The 13019-nt window shown below is 71.3% G+C and carries 14 protein-coding genes; 8 read left to right on the top strand and 6 right to left on the bottom strand.

Annotation, left to right across the window (positions count from 1 at the left end):
• The first annotated feature begins 45 nt into the window (after positions 1 to 45).
• The 3 genes from ACLF5H_RS31110 to ACLF5H_RS31100 all read left to right on the top strand — a co-directional run bounded on the left by ACLF5H_RS31110 (position 46) and on the right by ACLF5H_RS31100 (position 2812).
• Positions 46 to 1380, top strand: a complete 1335-nt coding sequence (locus ACLF5H_RS31110; RefSeq protein ID WP_421679335.1) for a D-arabinono-1,4-lactone oxidase — start codon at positions 46 to 48, stop codon at positions 1378 to 1380.
• Between the two features lie 13 nt (positions 1381 to 1393).
• A complete protein-coding gene (locus tag ACLF5H_RS31105) occupies positions 1394 to 1837 on the top strand; it encodes a MarR family winged helix-turn-helix transcriptional regulator (protein WP_421679334.1) in 444 nt (147 codons plus the stop codon).
• A gap of 147 nt (positions 1838 to 1984) precedes the next feature.
• Positions 1985 to 2812 carry an alpha/beta fold hydrolase gene (locus ACLF5H_RS31100; protein ID WP_421679333.1) on the top strand — a complete coding sequence of 276 codons (828 nt, stop codon included), beginning with the start codon at positions 1985 to 1987 and terminating at the stop codon, positions 2810 to 2812.
• 54 nt (positions 2813 to 2866) lie between these two features.
• Here the strand turns inward: ACLF5H_RS31100 and ACLF5H_RS31095 are convergent, their stop codons facing one another.
• Complete coding sequence (locus ACLF5H_RS31095) at positions 2867 to 3325, bottom strand: cupin domain-containing protein (RefSeq protein WP_421679332.1); 459 nt, start codon at positions 3323 to 3325, stop codon at positions 2867 to 2869.
• A gap of 147 nt (positions 3326 to 3472) precedes the next feature.
• Here ACLF5H_RS31095 and ACLF5H_RS31090 point away from each other — a divergent pair, with 147 nt between their 5' ends.
• Positions 3473 to 4084 (top strand): TetR/AcrR family transcriptional regulator, encoded by a 612-nt coding sequence (locus ACLF5H_RS31090; RefSeq protein ID WP_421679331.1) that lies wholly within the window; start codon positions 3473 to 3475, stop codon positions 4082 to 4084.
• Here the strand turns inward: ACLF5H_RS31090 and ACLF5H_RS31085 are convergent.
• Both ACLF5H_RS31085 and ACLF5H_RS31080 read right to left on the bottom strand, forming a co-directional pair.
• Positions 4053 to 4958 (bottom strand): NAD(P)H-binding protein, encoded by a 906-nt coding sequence (locus tag ACLF5H_RS31085; protein WP_421679330.1) that lies wholly within the window; start codon positions 4956 to 4958, stop codon positions 4053 to 4055. The two genes, ACLF5H_RS31090 and ACLF5H_RS31085, sit on opposite strands and share 32 nt — an antisense overlap.
• On the bottom strand, positions 4955 to 5380 hold the full coding sequence (locus tag ACLF5H_RS31080) for a nuclear transport factor 2 family protein (protein ID WP_421679329.1): 426 nt from the start codon (positions 5378 to 5380) through the stop codon (positions 4955 to 4957). The genes ACLF5H_RS31085 and ACLF5H_RS31080 overlap by 4 nt, the downstream gene beginning before the upstream one ends.
• Positions 5381 to 5521: 141 nt before the next feature.
• Here ACLF5H_RS31080 and ACLF5H_RS31075 point away from each other — a divergent pair, with 141 nt between their 5' ends.
• A complete protein-coding gene (locus tag ACLF5H_RS31075; protein ID WP_421679328.1) occupies positions 5522 to 6136 on the top strand; it encodes a TetR/AcrR family transcriptional regulator in 615 nt (204 codons plus the stop codon).
• A gap of 72 nt (positions 6137 to 6208) precedes the next feature.
• Here ACLF5H_RS31075 and ACLF5H_RS31070 read toward each other — a convergent pair whose 3' ends face one another.
• On the bottom strand, positions 6209 to 6856 hold the full coding sequence (locus ACLF5H_RS31070; protein WP_421679327.1) for a hypothetical protein: 648 nt from the start codon (positions 6854 to 6856) through the stop codon (positions 6209 to 6211).
• Between the two features lie 110 nt (positions 6857 to 6966).
• On the opposite strand from ACLF5H_RS31070, the gene ACLF5H_RS31065 reads away from it, so the two are divergent.
• A complete protein-coding gene (locus tag ACLF5H_RS31065; RefSeq protein ID WP_421679326.1) occupies positions 6967 to 7593 on the top strand; it encodes a TetR/AcrR family transcriptional regulator in 627 nt (208 codons plus the stop codon).
• On the opposite strand, the gene ACLF5H_RS31060 is transcribed toward ACLF5H_RS31065, so the two are convergent.
• Positions 7590 to 10040 carry a SpoIIE family protein phosphatase gene (locus ACLF5H_RS31060; RefSeq protein WP_421679325.1) on the bottom strand — a complete coding sequence of 817 codons (2451 nt, stop codon included), beginning with the start codon at positions 10038 to 10040 and terminating at the stop codon, positions 7590 to 7592. The two genes, ACLF5H_RS31065 and ACLF5H_RS31060, sit on opposite strands and share 4 nt — an antisense overlap.
• 246 nt (positions 10041 to 10286) lie before the next feature.
• Between ACLF5H_RS31060 and ACLF5H_RS31055 the strand changes: the two genes are divergently transcribed.
• A complete protein-coding gene (locus ACLF5H_RS31055; protein WP_421679324.1) occupies positions 10287 to 10769 on the top strand; it encodes a hypothetical protein in 483 nt (160 codons plus the stop codon).
• A 209-nt stretch (positions 10770 to 10978) separates the two neighbouring features.
• Positions 10979 to 11149, top strand: coding sequence for a hypothetical protein (locus tag ACLF5H_RS31050; RefSeq protein WP_421679323.1), 171 nt, complete (start codon positions 10979 to 10981; stop codon positions 11147 to 11149).
• Positions 11150 to 11311: 162 nt separating this feature from the next.
• On the opposite strand, the gene ACLF5H_RS31045 is transcribed toward ACLF5H_RS31050, so the two are convergent.
• Complete coding sequence (locus tag ACLF5H_RS31045) at positions 11312 to 12799, bottom strand: MFS transporter (RefSeq protein WP_421679417.1); 1488 nt, start codon at positions 12797 to 12799, stop codon at positions 11312 to 11314.
• Positions 12800 to 13019 lie beyond the last annotated feature (220 nt).

Raw genomic sequence — 13019 nt, 5'->3', positions numbered from 1 at the left:
TCGGAAGTTACGTACAAGGGACCTTACGAGATAAGGAATATCTGAATGGGTTTCCGTCGTGCCGCAGGTGCCGAGATCTCCGCAGACGGCACGTGGACGAACTTCTCGAAACGCCACAGCGTCCGCCCCCGGCGGGTCGTCGCGCCGGCCGACCTCGACGGGCTGCGCCGGGTGCTCAAGGAGACCGCGGCCGACGGTGCCCGGCTGCGGGTCGTCGGCAGCGGCCACTCGTACAACGATGTGGCCGTGGCGCCGGAGACCCAGGTCTCCCTGCGCCACCTCGGCAAGGTGCTCGACATCGACACGGCGTCCGCCCGGGTGAAGGTCGAGGGCGGGGCCACCCTGCGCGAGATCCGCGCGGTGCTGAACCGGCACGGGCTCGCCTTCGCCAACATGGGCGACATCGACCACCAGTCGATAGCGGGCGCCCTCTCCACCGGGACCCACGGGACCGGGCTGGCCGCACCGGCGTTCGCCTCTCAGGTGGTCGAGATGGAGCTGATGCTCGCCGGTGGCGGCGTGGTGCGGTGCGGCGCGGCGGACGGCGACCTCTTCGACGCGGCCCGGGTCTCCCTCGGCGCCCTCGGGATCATCGTCTCGGTCACGCTCCAGACGGTGCCGGCGTACAACCTGCGCAGGTCGGACGCCATCGTCAGCCGCGAGGAGGCGTTCACCCTGCTCGCGGACCCACCGGCGGTCGACCACATCGGGCTCTACTTCATGCCGTACATCGACCAGGTGCTGATGTGGACCGCCGAGCGCACCGGCGACCCGGTCGACAAGCCGTCGGCGCTGGGGGAGTGGTTCCGTGACGTGGTGAAGGTCAACTACGGCCTCGACGCCATGGGGACGGTGGCGCGCAGGGCGCCACGCCTCGTGCCCGCGCTGAGCCGTGCCTTCGCCCGCGGCATCCGGCCCGAGACCACCGTCGACGCCTACGACAAGGTCTTCCTGCGGCCGCTGTTCGTACGGCACGACGCGTTCGAGTTCGCCGTGGAGCAGGCCCAAGGCCCGGACTGTGTACGGCACTTGATGTCCGCCATGGAGAACGCCAAGGTCCCCGTGGCCTTCCCGTGCGAGACCCGGATCGCCCCGGCGGAGTCGGCCTGGCTGCACCCCTCGTACGGCAGGACCTCGACCTGGGTCGGCGCCGCCGTCCAGTCGCCCGGCATCGACGTGGACGCCGCGTGGCGGGAGGCGCAGCGGGCGTGCGTCGCGGTGGGCGGCCGGCCGCACTGGGGCAAGTGGCACACCCTGGAGGCGGCGGAACTGCGCGGGCTCTACCCCCGCTGGGACGACTTCATCGCGCTGCGGACGGAACTCGACCCGGGCGGGCTGTTCGGCAGCCCCGCGATCGACCGGATCCTCGGCCGTGTCTAAGTAGGATCACCTCATGGCCGAGCACGATTCAGGGACGACCGACCGCGAGATCGAGGCGTTGATGCGCCTCGTCCATGTGATCGAGGCGGAGCACCGCGCCCGCCCTACGTCGTCCCTGGACCTGCGCGCCCGGATGGTCATCCAGCTGCTCGGCCTCAACGGCGAGAGCCCGATCCTCGCGATACGCCGCAGCCTGCGACTCACCCCGTCGACCCTGACCAGCCTCGCGGACCGCCTCGAACGCGACGGCTACCTGGAACGCCGCCGCCACCCCACCGACCGGCGCACCGTCGTCCTCGCCCTGACCCCGACGGGCAAGCGCGCCTACGCCGCGGAGAAGTCCTTCTACCGCCACCTCATCGACGACTCCCTCGACTCCCTCGACGCGACGGCCCGCGAACATGTGCTCGCGGCACTCGCGGGCCTGGCGCAGAGCCAGTCGGCGGACCGGGCGTAGGACCGCTGGGCGCCTGCCTGGCGTCCGCTCGCACCCATCCATGGAGCCCTGAGGCGTGGCGTCACACTCTCATTATGAGAGTTCACTTGCATGAACAATGCGACCAACCTATATTCGTGAGAGTCAGTTCTCACGAAGGGCGCACCGATGACCTCCCCTGTCTCCACCGGCAACACCCGTACCGTCGACCTCCCCGGCGGCCTCTCTGTGACCATCGAAGAGCGCGGAAGCAGTTCCGAGGGCAGGGGGTTCCTGCTGCTGCACGGCGGTGCGGGCCCTCGGACGATGACCGGGCTGGCCGAGGCGTTGACCGAGCACGCGTACACCGTCGTTCCGACCCACCCGGGTTTCCAGGGAACGCCCCGCCCGGACCGGGTCGACTCCCCGGCCGATCTCGCCGTCGCCTATCTGGACCTGCTCGACATCCTCGGTCTGAACGAGGTCATGGTGATCGGCAGTTCGATCGGCGGCTGGATCGCCTCCGAGATGGCCCTGCGGGACACCAGGGGCCGCATAGGCAGTCTCACCCTGCTCAACGCGGTGGGCATCCACGCGGTGCAGAAGCAGAACGCGGTCATCGACGCCCGCACCCTGGCCCCGGCCGAGCTCGCTCAACTGTCGTTCGCCAACCCGGCCTTCCGCCCCGACTTCTCCTCCTTCAGCGACGAACAGCGGGCGCAGGGGGCCGCCAACCAGCGGACCCTGGCGGTCTACGGGGGCGAGGAGTTCTCGTACGACCCGAAGCTGCGCGGTCGCCTGCACCGGGTCGGCGTGCCGGTGCTCGTCGTCTGGGGCGAGCAGGACGGCATCGCCTCCACGACCTACGGTCGCGGCTACGCCAAGTCCTTCCCCGACGGCCACTTCACGCCCATCCCCGAGGCCGGGCACTTCCCGCACATCGAACAACTGGGGCGCACGCTCGGGGCCATCGGCGACTTCGCCGAGAACGTGGTGAACGCGCCGTCCGCGGCCTGAGGCCGACCTCGCTCGTGCGGGGATGCCCGGTCGGCGTCCCCGCACGAATGTGGCTCAGTCGTACTCCGTGGCCGGTGTGGTCGCGTAGCGCGCCATGACCCGTACCGTGGCCGGACCTGTCAGCTGCCCGTCCCGCGCCGTCGCGTCGCGCAGGTCCCGGAAGTACTGCACATACAGGTCGGGCGTGAAGGTGTTGATCATCACCAGCGGTTCGTCGCCCGGGTTGGCGAAGGTGTGCGGTACGCCCGGCGGGACCATCACCAGCGTTCCGGGGGGCGCCTCGTGCTCGTCGTGGCCCACGGTGAAGCGGGCCGTACCGGAGACCACGTAGAAGCCCTCGTCGTGTTCGGCGTGGCGGTGCTGGGGCGGGCCGGGGCTGTGCGGGGCGAGGGTGATCTCCCCGATTCCGAGGCGGTGCGCGGTCGTACCGCCGTCCTCCAGGATGCGTACTCTCGCCGGTCCCAACTCGATCACCTCGCCGCCGTCAGGGGGGATGATCGCGACGTTGTTCATGGCCAGACTCCTTCATGAGAGTTACCTCGCATGAAAATAGGCTGGTCTCATCGTATGATGCAAGTCTTGATCGGGTGCCGATCGCGTGCCGATCGCGTCTTGATCGCAGGAATGACGCCTCCCCGCCGCGGACCGAAAGGTGGATCCATGTCCTCCCCGCAGACCTCACCGGCTTCCGGCATGACCGGCCGCACGAACCAGAAGCTGCGTACCCGGCGGGCGATCGTGCAGGCCGCGGCCGAACTGAGCCGCACCGGGCGCGAAGTGACGATGACCGAGATCGCCGCGGCGGCCCTCGTCTCCGAGGCCACGGCCTACCGTTACTTCCCCGATCTGGTCAGCCTCCTCCAGGAGGCCATCGGCGGCCAGCTCCCCGGTCCGGGCGAGGCGCTCGCCGGGGTCGAGCACTCCACCGATCCGGTGGAACGCGTCGCCGCCGCGACCGAGTTCCTGCTGCGCCACGTACTGGCCCGGCAGGGCGTGGTCCGCGCCATGATCGCCGGAACCATCGCCCACCCCGAACGGTCCGCCCGTCCCGGCCTGCGCTTCGGGCTGATCGACCACGCGCTGGCCCCGTGGGCCGAGGCGCTCGACCCCGCCGTGCTGGAGCAGCTGAAGCGCGGCCTCGCCGTGGTGGTCAGCGCCGAGGCGCTCTTCAACCTCACCGACCTGTGCGGCCTGGACCCGGAGGACGCCATCACCAGCGTCGTGGCGACCGCGACGTCCCTCACTCGCGCCGCCCTGAACCCGGCGGCGTAGCCGTCCCGCTGACCTCCGGTGCGGATGGCTCCCCGCGTCGCGTCCGTCTCTCGACCAGGTCCCGGAAGCTGCGCGGAGGCCGGCCGGTCAGGCGTCGGACGGTGTCGGTGACGCGGTCCTCCGCTCCTTCGGCGATGGCACGGTCCATGCCGGCCAGGATCGCGGCGAACTCCACCGGCAGGTGCGCCGCGAGCCGGTCGCGCAGCTGCTCGTAGGACAGGCGGCGGTGGACCACCGGCCGACCGGTGACCTCGGTGAGGGTCATGGCGATGTCGTCGTAGCCGAGTGCTTCGGGGCCGGTGAGGACGAGATCGGCGTCGGGGGCCTGTTCGTCGGTCAGGGCGCGGACGGCCACGGCCGCGATGTCCTCGGCGTCGATGAAGCCGACGCGGCCGGACCCCGTGGCGGTCCAGATGGTGCCTTCGTCGCGGATGCTGAGCGCGTGCGCGTGCGCGCCGGTGAAGTTCTGCATGAACCAAGAGGGCCGTAGAACCGCCCATTGGTCGAACAGGCCGGGCAGCGCCTGATGCACCAGACCCACCGCCGGGCCGCCCTCGGGGATCGCCGAGGAACTCAGCAGCACCGCTCGGCGCACACCCGCGGCACGGGCCCGCTGGAGGAACGGCAGCATGACCGCCGCGGGGTCGGGCTCTCCCAGGGGCGGTATGAGGTAGACGCGGTCGACTCCGGCGAGGGCGGCCGCGTGGGTGGCGGGGTCGTACCAGTCGAAGGCGACCGGCTCGGCGCCCGCGACCGGGGTGGCCCGGCGACCGGCGGCTTTGACGCGATGGCCGGCGGCCGTCAGCTGCGCGGTGGTTCGGCTGCCGGTGGTGCCGGTGGCACCGATGACCAGGATGGTGCCCGCGGTGGTCATCGGCCGCTCCCGCTGAAGTCGGTGCCGGGCTGCCGGACGGCGAGGGGGTTCCAGTAGTCGCGATATGCGGTGAACCGCCCGTCCCGAACGGTCACGACGGCGATGTACGTCATGTCGAAGGGGGCGTCGGTCTCCACCATGCGGCCGACGCCGCGCATCTCGACCACGATCGTCCCCGGCTCGGTCGTCTGATGGATCCGCAGGTCGGGGAAGTCGTGCAGATCGATGTGGTCGGGATAGGGGCGCATGTAGGCGGCGATGGCCTCCTTGCCCTCCAGGCGCCGGGGCCGGCCGTCGGGGGCGAAGGGGAACTCCATGAGGCCGTCCTCGGCCCAGAGCGCCACCCAGGCGGGGATGTTCTTGTCGAGCAGTAGTCGCAGGCTGTGGCGGTACAGATCCGCCGGGGAGGTCGGTGCGGACATGGATGTCCTCCAGCTCATAGAATCCGGACTGTGGGTCCGTTTTGAAGATACGGACCACGGGTCCGCTTTGCAAGCGGAGGGGCGGACCGGGCATGGCGGAGCGGACCGGACCTGGAGGAACGGCATGGATGAAGGAGTGGCATGACGGAGCGCAAGTCCCGCAAGGACGCCGCCCGTAACCGGGAGGCCGTGCTGGCGGCCGCTGATGACCTCTTCACTCGCAGCGGCAGTCCCGAGGACGTCACGATGGCCGATGTCGCGGCGGCGGCCGGTGTCGGCAAGGGCACGATCTTCCGGGCGTTCGGCGATCGCGCCGGGCTGCTCCGCGCGCTGTACGAGGTACGGCTCGAACCGGTCAGGGAGGCCGTCGAGTCCGGCCCACCACCGCTGGGTCCGACGGCCTCACCGCGAGATCGCGTACCCGCGCTGCTCGATGCCGTCCTGTGCTTCAAACTCGACAACCGGCGCCTCGCGCTGGCCCTGGAGGACGGCGGGAGCGGCAGCCCGTACCGGGCGGAGCACTACCAGCGGTGGCACGGCCTGCTCCGAGCCGTCCTGGAGCAGATCCCCGGCCTGGCCGACGGCGACTTCACCGCCCACGCCCTGCTCGCCGCGACGCGGGCCGATCTGGTCGAGCACCTGGCCGCGGAGGAGCGCGTACCGAGGGAGCGGATGCGGGCTCAACTGGCCGACTTCACCGCCAGGTTGCTGGCCGCCGATCCGCCGGAAGGGGGGAAGGGGGCCGCGAACCGGTGAGTGGGGCGCGACTCGCCTCAAGGTGAGGACTTGGTTGCCCGCGGTGCGCGCCTGCGGGCATCTGAACCCCGGCTACGCCGACCACCGGGTGCGGGCCGCCCAGGCGGCTCCGGCGAGGGCGAATCCGTAGACGGAGACCAGGCCGTGGCCGTTGTCCTGGGCGAGCCACATCGCCAGGCCCAGCGCCGGGACGCCGATCGCCAGGGCGAGTTCCTTGGGGAGGCGGGTGCGGGTGAGGAAGGCCAGGGCGAGGGTGGCGCCGAGGAAGTAGGTGGCGCCGGAGCTGCCGGCGAAGTTGCGCGGGTCGGTGCTGGGGCCGTCGCCGAAGCCGAGCAGGGTGTCGAGCCGGCCGGGCAGCACGATGCCCGCGAGGAAGAAGCCGAGGGTCAGCGTGCCGCCCCAGTACCACTGGGCGAGCGCGGCGACGACGGCGAGGGTCACGAGGTTCCACAGGGCGCCGAGGAGGCCGCCGTTCTGCAGGAACACCGAGGTGAACTCGCGCCACCAGCCGGACCTGGCGGGGTCCGCGTCCAGCGCGTCCATGGCGCCGGACCAGGCCAGTTGGAGCAGGACGCCGCCCACGGCGACCGCGGTCAGGGCGGCTGCCGCCCAGGGGACCGGCCGCCCGCGCAGGGTGTCCCGGCCGACCACCCCGAGACCGCAGTTGACCATCATGACCATCAGCGCGGCCGTGGTCACGTTGAAGACGATCGCCCCCATGTCTGCCACTTCCCCCCGGACTTCGACGTTTCAAACGCCGTTCGAAAATCTGACGGCGCAAAGCTAACACAACTTTCGAACGGTGTTGGAAAACGCTGTACGGTGGACTCATGAAGCTCACCAAGGAGCGCATCGTCGACGCGGGTATGGCCGTCTTCGCCGAGGTCGGGTATCAGAACCTGTCCATGCGCCAGGTCGCCGACCGCCTCGACGCCCACGCCGGCAGCCTCTACTACCACGTGCGCGGCAAAGAGGAACTGCTCGCCCTGATGGCCGACCGGGTCTGCCGCCGCGCCTATGACGCGGGTACCGACGCCCTGGCCGCCCTTCCGCCCGCCGCCGGCTGGCAGGACCGCGTCGAGGCCCAGGCCACCGCCCTGCGCGCGGAGATCAAGGAGCACCCCGGGGGCGCCCAGCTCCTCGCCGAGAGCCCCGGCATGCTCAGCACCGGCGCGTTCTCCCTGATGGAACGCCTGCTGCGGACCCTGCTCGACGGCGGACTGCCCACCGGCCACTGCGGGATCGCCGCCGACACCCTGCTCAGCCATGTCACCGGCTTCGTGCTCCAGGAGCAGAACCAGCCGACCGCCCAACCGGCCGTCACCGCCGAGCGGTACGCCGACCTGTGCGAGCGATTCCCCCTGGTCATGGGCGACTTGATCCCTCGGGTGGGCGACGACGAGAAGTTCACCCGAAGCATCCGCCTGCTCTGCACGGGCTTCGCCGCGCTCGACTAGGAGGTCTGTCCGGTGTCCGGAGCGGCAGGCGGGGCGCCGGCCTCGGGCGGGGGCAGTGTCTGTTCGGTCCAGATGGTCTTGCCGCGGCGGGTGCGGCGGGTGCCCCAGCGGTCGGTGAGCTGGGCGACCAGGAGCAGTCCGCGGCCGCCTTCGTCGGTGGTCCGGGGGTGCCGCACATGCGGGGCCGCGCTGTTGCAGTCGGTGACCTCGCAGATCAGCGAGCGGTCCCGGATCAGCCGTACCTGGATGGTGCCAGGCGCGTACCGGATGGCGTTGGTGACCAGCTCGCTGACGATCATCTCCGTCGTGAACACGAGATCGGACAGCCCCCAACTGGCGAGCTGCCGTTCGGCCAGGGTGCGGGCGGTGGCCACGATCGCCGGATCGCTGGGGAAGGTCCAGGAGGCCACCTGGTCGTCGTGCAGGGCGCGGGTCCGGGCGAGGAGGAGTACGACGTTCTCCTCGGTCCGTCCGGACAGCTGCGCGTAGATCACCGCGTCGCACGCCTCCCGTACGGACGTGTGCTGCTGGGCGAGGACGCGGCGCAGCCGTGCGGCGTCCGCGCTGTCCGGCGGCGACCCGCCGACGAGCCCCTCGGTGTAGAGGGCGATCAGGCTGCCCTCCGGCAGTTCCGTCTCCCAGGTCTCGAAGGACTGTCCGTCTTCGCCCAGCGGCGGTCCGGACGGCGCGTCGGCGGGCGCCACATGCCCGTCGGGGAGGGCGAGCAGCGGCGCGGGATGTCCGGCACGGGCCACGACCAGCCGCCGGTTCACCGGGTCGTACACCGCGTAGGCGCAGGTGGCGGTGGTGGGATGGGCCTCCAGCGGGTCGTTGGCGGTGGCCGGGTGGCCCTCCGCGGCGAGTTCGAGCATCAGGTCGCCCAGGTGGGCCAGAACCTCGTCGGGGGCCAGGTCCAGGGCGGCCAGGCTGTGGATCGCGGCGCGCAGCCGGCCCATGCCGGCCACGGCGCGCATGCCGTGCCCCGCCATGTCGCCGACCACCAGCGCGGTCCGCGCGCCGGACAGCGGGATGACGTCGTACCACGGGCCGCCCGCGTGCCCCGGCAGATAACTGAACGCCGCCTCGACGGCGTTCTGGGCGGGCAGCCGGCCCGGCAGCAGGCTGTTCTGGAGGACGAGGGCGGCGGTGTGCTCGCGCGTGTAGCGGCGGGCGTTGTCCAGGCCCAGGGCGGTGTACGCGGCGAGCTCTCCGGCGATGGTCAGATCGCCGTCGTCGAACGGCGCGGAGGTCACCGAACGGTAGAAGCAGGCCACGCCGAGCACGACCCCGCGCGCGGCCAGCGGCACGACCATCATCGAGTGCACCCGCCCGGCGCGCACCCGGTCGGCGCGGAGCTGATCGTGCGCCAGCCATTCGCCGTCGTCGACCTTGCGGATCAGCCGGGGCCGCAGATCGGCCAGGCACTGGGTGAGCGGGGTGGGAAAGCGGTACGAGGCCTTCTCGTCGACGGCGTAGGCGGGCTGGAGCCCCGCGGCGCCGGTCGTGCGGAACGCGGTGCGCCGGAAGGTCATTTCGGGGGGTACCGGGCCGGGCTCGGGTGCCTCGCCCCGGTGCACGGAGTCCAGCACGTCCACGCTGATGGCGTCGGCCACCCGGCCCACCGCGGTCTCGGCCAGCTCCGCCGCGGTACGTGCCAGGTCGAGGGTCGTACCGATGCGCGTGCTGGCGTCGTTGAGGAGTTCGAGACGGGCCCGGTACCGGTGGCGCTCGGTGATGTCGATGGCCAGGGTCGCCACGCCGAGGGGTTCTCCCGCGGGGTTGCACAACCGGAAGGCCGACAGGGAGAACATGTGTTCGCCGTGGGGGTCGGCGGGCGGACAGCCGGGCTGGACGAAGTCGATGACGGGCTCGCCCGTGCTCAGGACCTCCCGCATCAGCCGCTCGGCCGTGTCGGTCACCACGGTCGGCGCGACCTCGCGGGCCGGTCTGCCGACCACGCCCTCGGCGGGAACGCCCCGCATCCCCGGCGAGGCGACGTTGAAACGCATCAGGCGCAGGTCGGTGTCGAGGACGTGCAGCCCGACCGGCGACTCGGTCAGCAGCGCGTCGAGGATCGCCCGGTCGAACTCGCACGGGTACTCGCCGCGCGTGGCGGTGAGGAAGACGGCCCATGTCGCCGGGCCCTCGGCGGCCGGGTGGGGGCACATCCACCATTCGACCTCCACGGGCAGCCCGGTCCGGTCGCGCAGGCGTACCCGGCAGCCGCCGCAGCCCGGCGGGGCGTGCGGGGGGCCCGCGCCCTCAGCGGGTTCCGGTCGGACGAGGAGCGACGACAGCGGCCGGCCCACCATCTCCTGGGACCGGTGCCCCAGCAGCCGCTCCGCCTCCGGGCTCCACTCCGTGATCGTCTCGTCGGCGTCCAGGAGGATCCTGGCCTGCGGCGCCGCCGGTACGTCGCCGCTCCGCCCCGCGCCCGCAGTGGTCATGGCAACCCTCCCGTTCCGGAGGAGGCCGGCGTCGCCCGTCGTCAGCTACGTTCAGGGTGGCAGACGAACGGGCCGCTCGCTCGGCTGGGAACCGCGCCCAGGAGCGGCTCGACGATCGGTATCTCGCACAGGTCCGGGCGCCGGGGCGGGCGTCCCGGTGACCACATCAGGCCGACTATGCGTGACGGCTCCCGCGCGCACCGCAACCACCCATAGAGTCGGTGCAGTTGACGGGAAGGAAACGAGATGTCCCTTGACCTGACCGAACTGACGCGTTTCGGCCGTGCGCTGGAGGAGGCGCACGCGCTGCTGGAGGCCGACCGGAAACGCCTGGAGCAGCGGTGCGACCGCACATCGCGCGCGGACGGCACGGCCGGCGGTCCCACGCAGACGCTGTACGGCGTCACGCTCATGTCCGGGGCCATGTCCCAGGCGCTCACCCGGGTCGCCCTGGCCGCCGGCTTCTCCGCCCTCGGCATGGACGAGCGGGCCGAGCACGAGCTCGGGACGGCGCGGATGTACCCGGTGGGTTTCCCGTCCGGTGCGGATCGCATGGCCCGTCCGCTCGGCGAAGCGACCGTACAGGCGATGGAGTTGATCCGGGACCTCGGCTTCTTCGACGCCGAGATCTCCATCGCGGTCGATGTGGCCCTCGCCGCCCCCCAGGCGACGTATCCGCCGGCCGACTGGGACGAGTACCAGCGGCAGCGGCGCTCCCGGACCGAATGAACCGCACCGGCAGCCGAGTGGTGGCACCCGGTGCCTGGGACGGCGTCGGCGCTCCCCTCCGTTTGCGGCGGCGGGCCCGGCGGGGTTCAGTGAGTACGGACCCTCGGAACAACGCCCTCGTGGATCGCCGCCTCGCGCCGCCCAGGAGCCGTCGTGCGATCACGTCCGGGCGTGGCACAACCCCGGGGTACTCGTCCGAGGAGGATCCCATGTCGCACCATCACCACAAGTCCAACGAGCAGGTCGAGGGAGACCCGGACACCGGTCACGGCCGCGGTATGCCGCGCCGGCCCGACGAGGCGGAACTCGCCGAGCGCACCCGTGAGGACCGGCGGGATGTGCGGGAGGAGCAGGCGGAGACGGAGCGCGAGGAGGACTGACGGTCAGCGCTCGCGCGTGCTCCGCCGAACCGGTATTTCCACCCCTGGAGGTTCGCATGTCCTCGAAGAGACGCCGCAAGAAGAAGGCGCGCCGCAACCACCCCGCCAATCACGGCAGACGACCCCAGTCCTGAGAATCCGAGGCGCGTGCGCGCACCGGCCCTAGACGGCGCGCGGACCGCCCTCCGCCAACAGGTACAGGTCCTGTGAGGTGCTGATCAGTTCCTGTTCCTCCTGCCGGGAGCCGACCATCGGGCGCGATCCGTTCAGCGGCATCTGGGCGGTCTCCGGGAGGAACCGCACCGTGATCAGTCCGATGGCGCCGGCGAGCATCAGGTAGTAGGCGGGCGCCAGATTGTCGCCGGTGAGCTTGACCAGCGCCTCGGTGACCAGCGGCGTCGTGCCCCCGAACGCGGCCACCGCGACGTTGAAGCCGATACCCATGGCGGCATAGCGCACCGCCGTGGGGAACAGGGCGGGCAGGGTGGCCGCGCTGGGCGCCGCGAAGCACGCCAGCAGGGTGGCGAGGACCAGCATCCCGAGCAGCGGCAGCCAGGTCCCCCCGCTCATGAGCAGCAGGAACGACGGGACCGCGAGGACGATCATGGCGGCGGCGCTCACGGCGTAGACCGGGCGCCTGCCGACCCGGTCGCTGAGCCGGCCGATGAACGTGATCAGCAGCACGATCCACAGCATGCCGATGAGGACCAGCAGGTCGGCGAAGGCGGGGGAGTGGTGCAGGTCCTCGGTCAGATACGTGGGCATGAACCCGGTCACCATGTAGTTGGTGACGTTGTAGAGCAGCACGATGCCCATGCACAGCAGCAGCTCACGCCAGTGCCTGCCGATGATGTCCTTGAACTCGCCGCCCACCGACGCCTGGGCGAGGCTCTTCTCATGCTCGTCCAGCTGCTGCTGGAAGGCCGGGGACTCCTCCAGTCTGAGCCGGATGTAGAGGCCGATCGCGCCGAGCGGACCGGCGATCAGGAACGGCACCCGCCAGCCCCAGGAGAGCATCGCGGCATCGCTCAGGGTCAGGTTCAGCACGGTGACCAGGGCGGAGCCGAGCGCGTAGCCGACGAAGGTGCCGAAGTCGAGCCAGCTGGAGAGGAAGCCGCGGCGGCGGTCCGGCGCGTACTCCGAGACGAACGTGGAGGCTCCGCCGTACTCGCCCCCGGTCGAGAAGCCCTGCACCATCCGGGCGATCAGCAGCAGCACCGGAGCCGCGACGCCGATGGTCGTGAAGCCGGGGATCAGGCCGATGGAGAAGGTACCGGCAGCCATCATGATCATGGTGGTGGCCAGCACCTTCTGCCGGCCGATCCGGTCCCCGAGCGGCCCGAAGACGAGCCCCCCGAGCGGTCGCACCACGAAGGCGGCGGCGAACGTCGCGAACGAGGAGATCAGCTGGGCGGTCGGCGAGGCCGACGGGAAGAACACCTTGCCGATGATCGCGGCCAGATAGCTGTAGATGCCGAAGTCGAACCACTCCATGCAGTTGCCCAGCGCGGAGGCGCCGACCGCGCGCCGGAGCAGGGGGCCCTCGACGATCTGGATGTCGTCCTCGCGGAAGGCCCGCTTGTTACGGCGCAGCCGCCGGGTCAGTTCTTCCCGTACCTGTCGGGGCAGCTCCACGACGGACTTCGGCAGCCCGGTGTGTCCGGGCGGTGGTCCGGTGGACCCGTGGGACGTCGCATCACTCACGCGGCAGCCAGCCCTTCGCCGTCGGCAGGATCACCCACCGAATCCTGTGCCCGCCCCGTACGGCGCGCACGCCGGGACGTCCGACCGGGCGTACGGCGCGTCCGGGCGTACGGCGCGTCCGGGCGTACGGCGCGTCCAGGTGTACGGCCGGACGGACCTGGCGGGG

It is taken from the genome of Streptomyces sp. LaBMicrA B280 (assembly GCF_049222185.1).
Lineage (GTDB): Bacteria > Actinomycetota > Actinomycetes > Streptomycetales > Streptomycetaceae > Streptomyces > Streptomyces murinus.
The sequence above is the reverse complement of the archived record's forward strand: the minus strand, read 5'-3'. Positions and strand labels throughout refer to the sequence as shown.

Excerpts from the sequence above, each read along its gene's own strand:
- ACLF5H_RS31050 (WP_421679323.1), top strand. The coding sequence starts at position 10,979 with ATGTCGCACCATCACCACAAGTCCAACGAGCAGGTCGAGGGAGACCCG.
- ACLF5H_RS31110 (WP_421679335.1), top strand. The coding sequence starts at position 46 with ATGGGTTTCCGTCGTGCCGCAGGTGCCGAGATCTCCGCAGACGGCACG.
- ACLF5H_RS31085 (WP_421679330.1), bottom strand. The coding sequence starts at position 4,958 with ATGACCACCGCGGGCACCATCCTGGTCATCGGTGCCACCGGCACCACC.
- ACLF5H_RS31090 (WP_421679331.1), top strand. The coding sequence starts at position 3,473 with ATGTCCTCCCCGCAGACCTCACCGGCTTCCGGCATGACCGGCCGCACG.
- ACLF5H_RS31060 (WP_421679325.1), bottom strand. The coding sequence starts at position 10,040 with ATGACCACTGCGGGCGCGGGGCGGAGCGGCGACGTACCGGCGGCGCCG.
- ACLF5H_RS31070 (WP_421679327.1), bottom strand. The coding sequence starts at position 6,856 with ATGGGGGCGATCGTCTTCAACGTGACCACGGCCGCGCTGATGGTCATG.
- ACLF5H_RS31055 (WP_421679324.1), top strand. The coding sequence starts at position 10,287 with ATGTCCCTTGACCTGACCGAACTGACGCGTTTCGGCCGTGCGCTGGAG.
- ACLF5H_RS31065 (WP_421679326.1), top strand. The coding sequence starts at position 6,967 with ATGAAGCTCACCAAGGAGCGCATCGTCGACGCGGGTATGGCCGTCTTC.
- ACLF5H_RS31075 (WP_421679328.1), top strand. The coding sequence starts at position 5,522 with ATGACGGAGCGCAAGTCCCGCAAGGACGCCGCCCGTAACCGGGAGGCC.
- ACLF5H_RS31105 (WP_421679334.1), top strand. The coding sequence starts at position 1,394 with ATGGCCGAGCACGATTCAGGGACGACCGACCGCGAGATCGAGGCGTTG.
- ACLF5H_RS31095 (WP_421679332.1), bottom strand. The coding sequence starts at position 3,325 with ATGAACAACGTCGCGATCATCCCCCCTGACGGCGGCGAGGTGATCGAG.
- ACLF5H_RS31080 (WP_421679329.1), bottom strand. The coding sequence starts at position 5,380 with ATGTCCGCACCGACCTCCCCGGCGGATCTGTACCGCCACAGCCTGCGA.
- ACLF5H_RS31100 (WP_421679333.1), top strand. The coding sequence starts at position 1,985 with ATGACCTCCCCTGTCTCCACCGGCAACACCCGTACCGTCGACCTCCCC.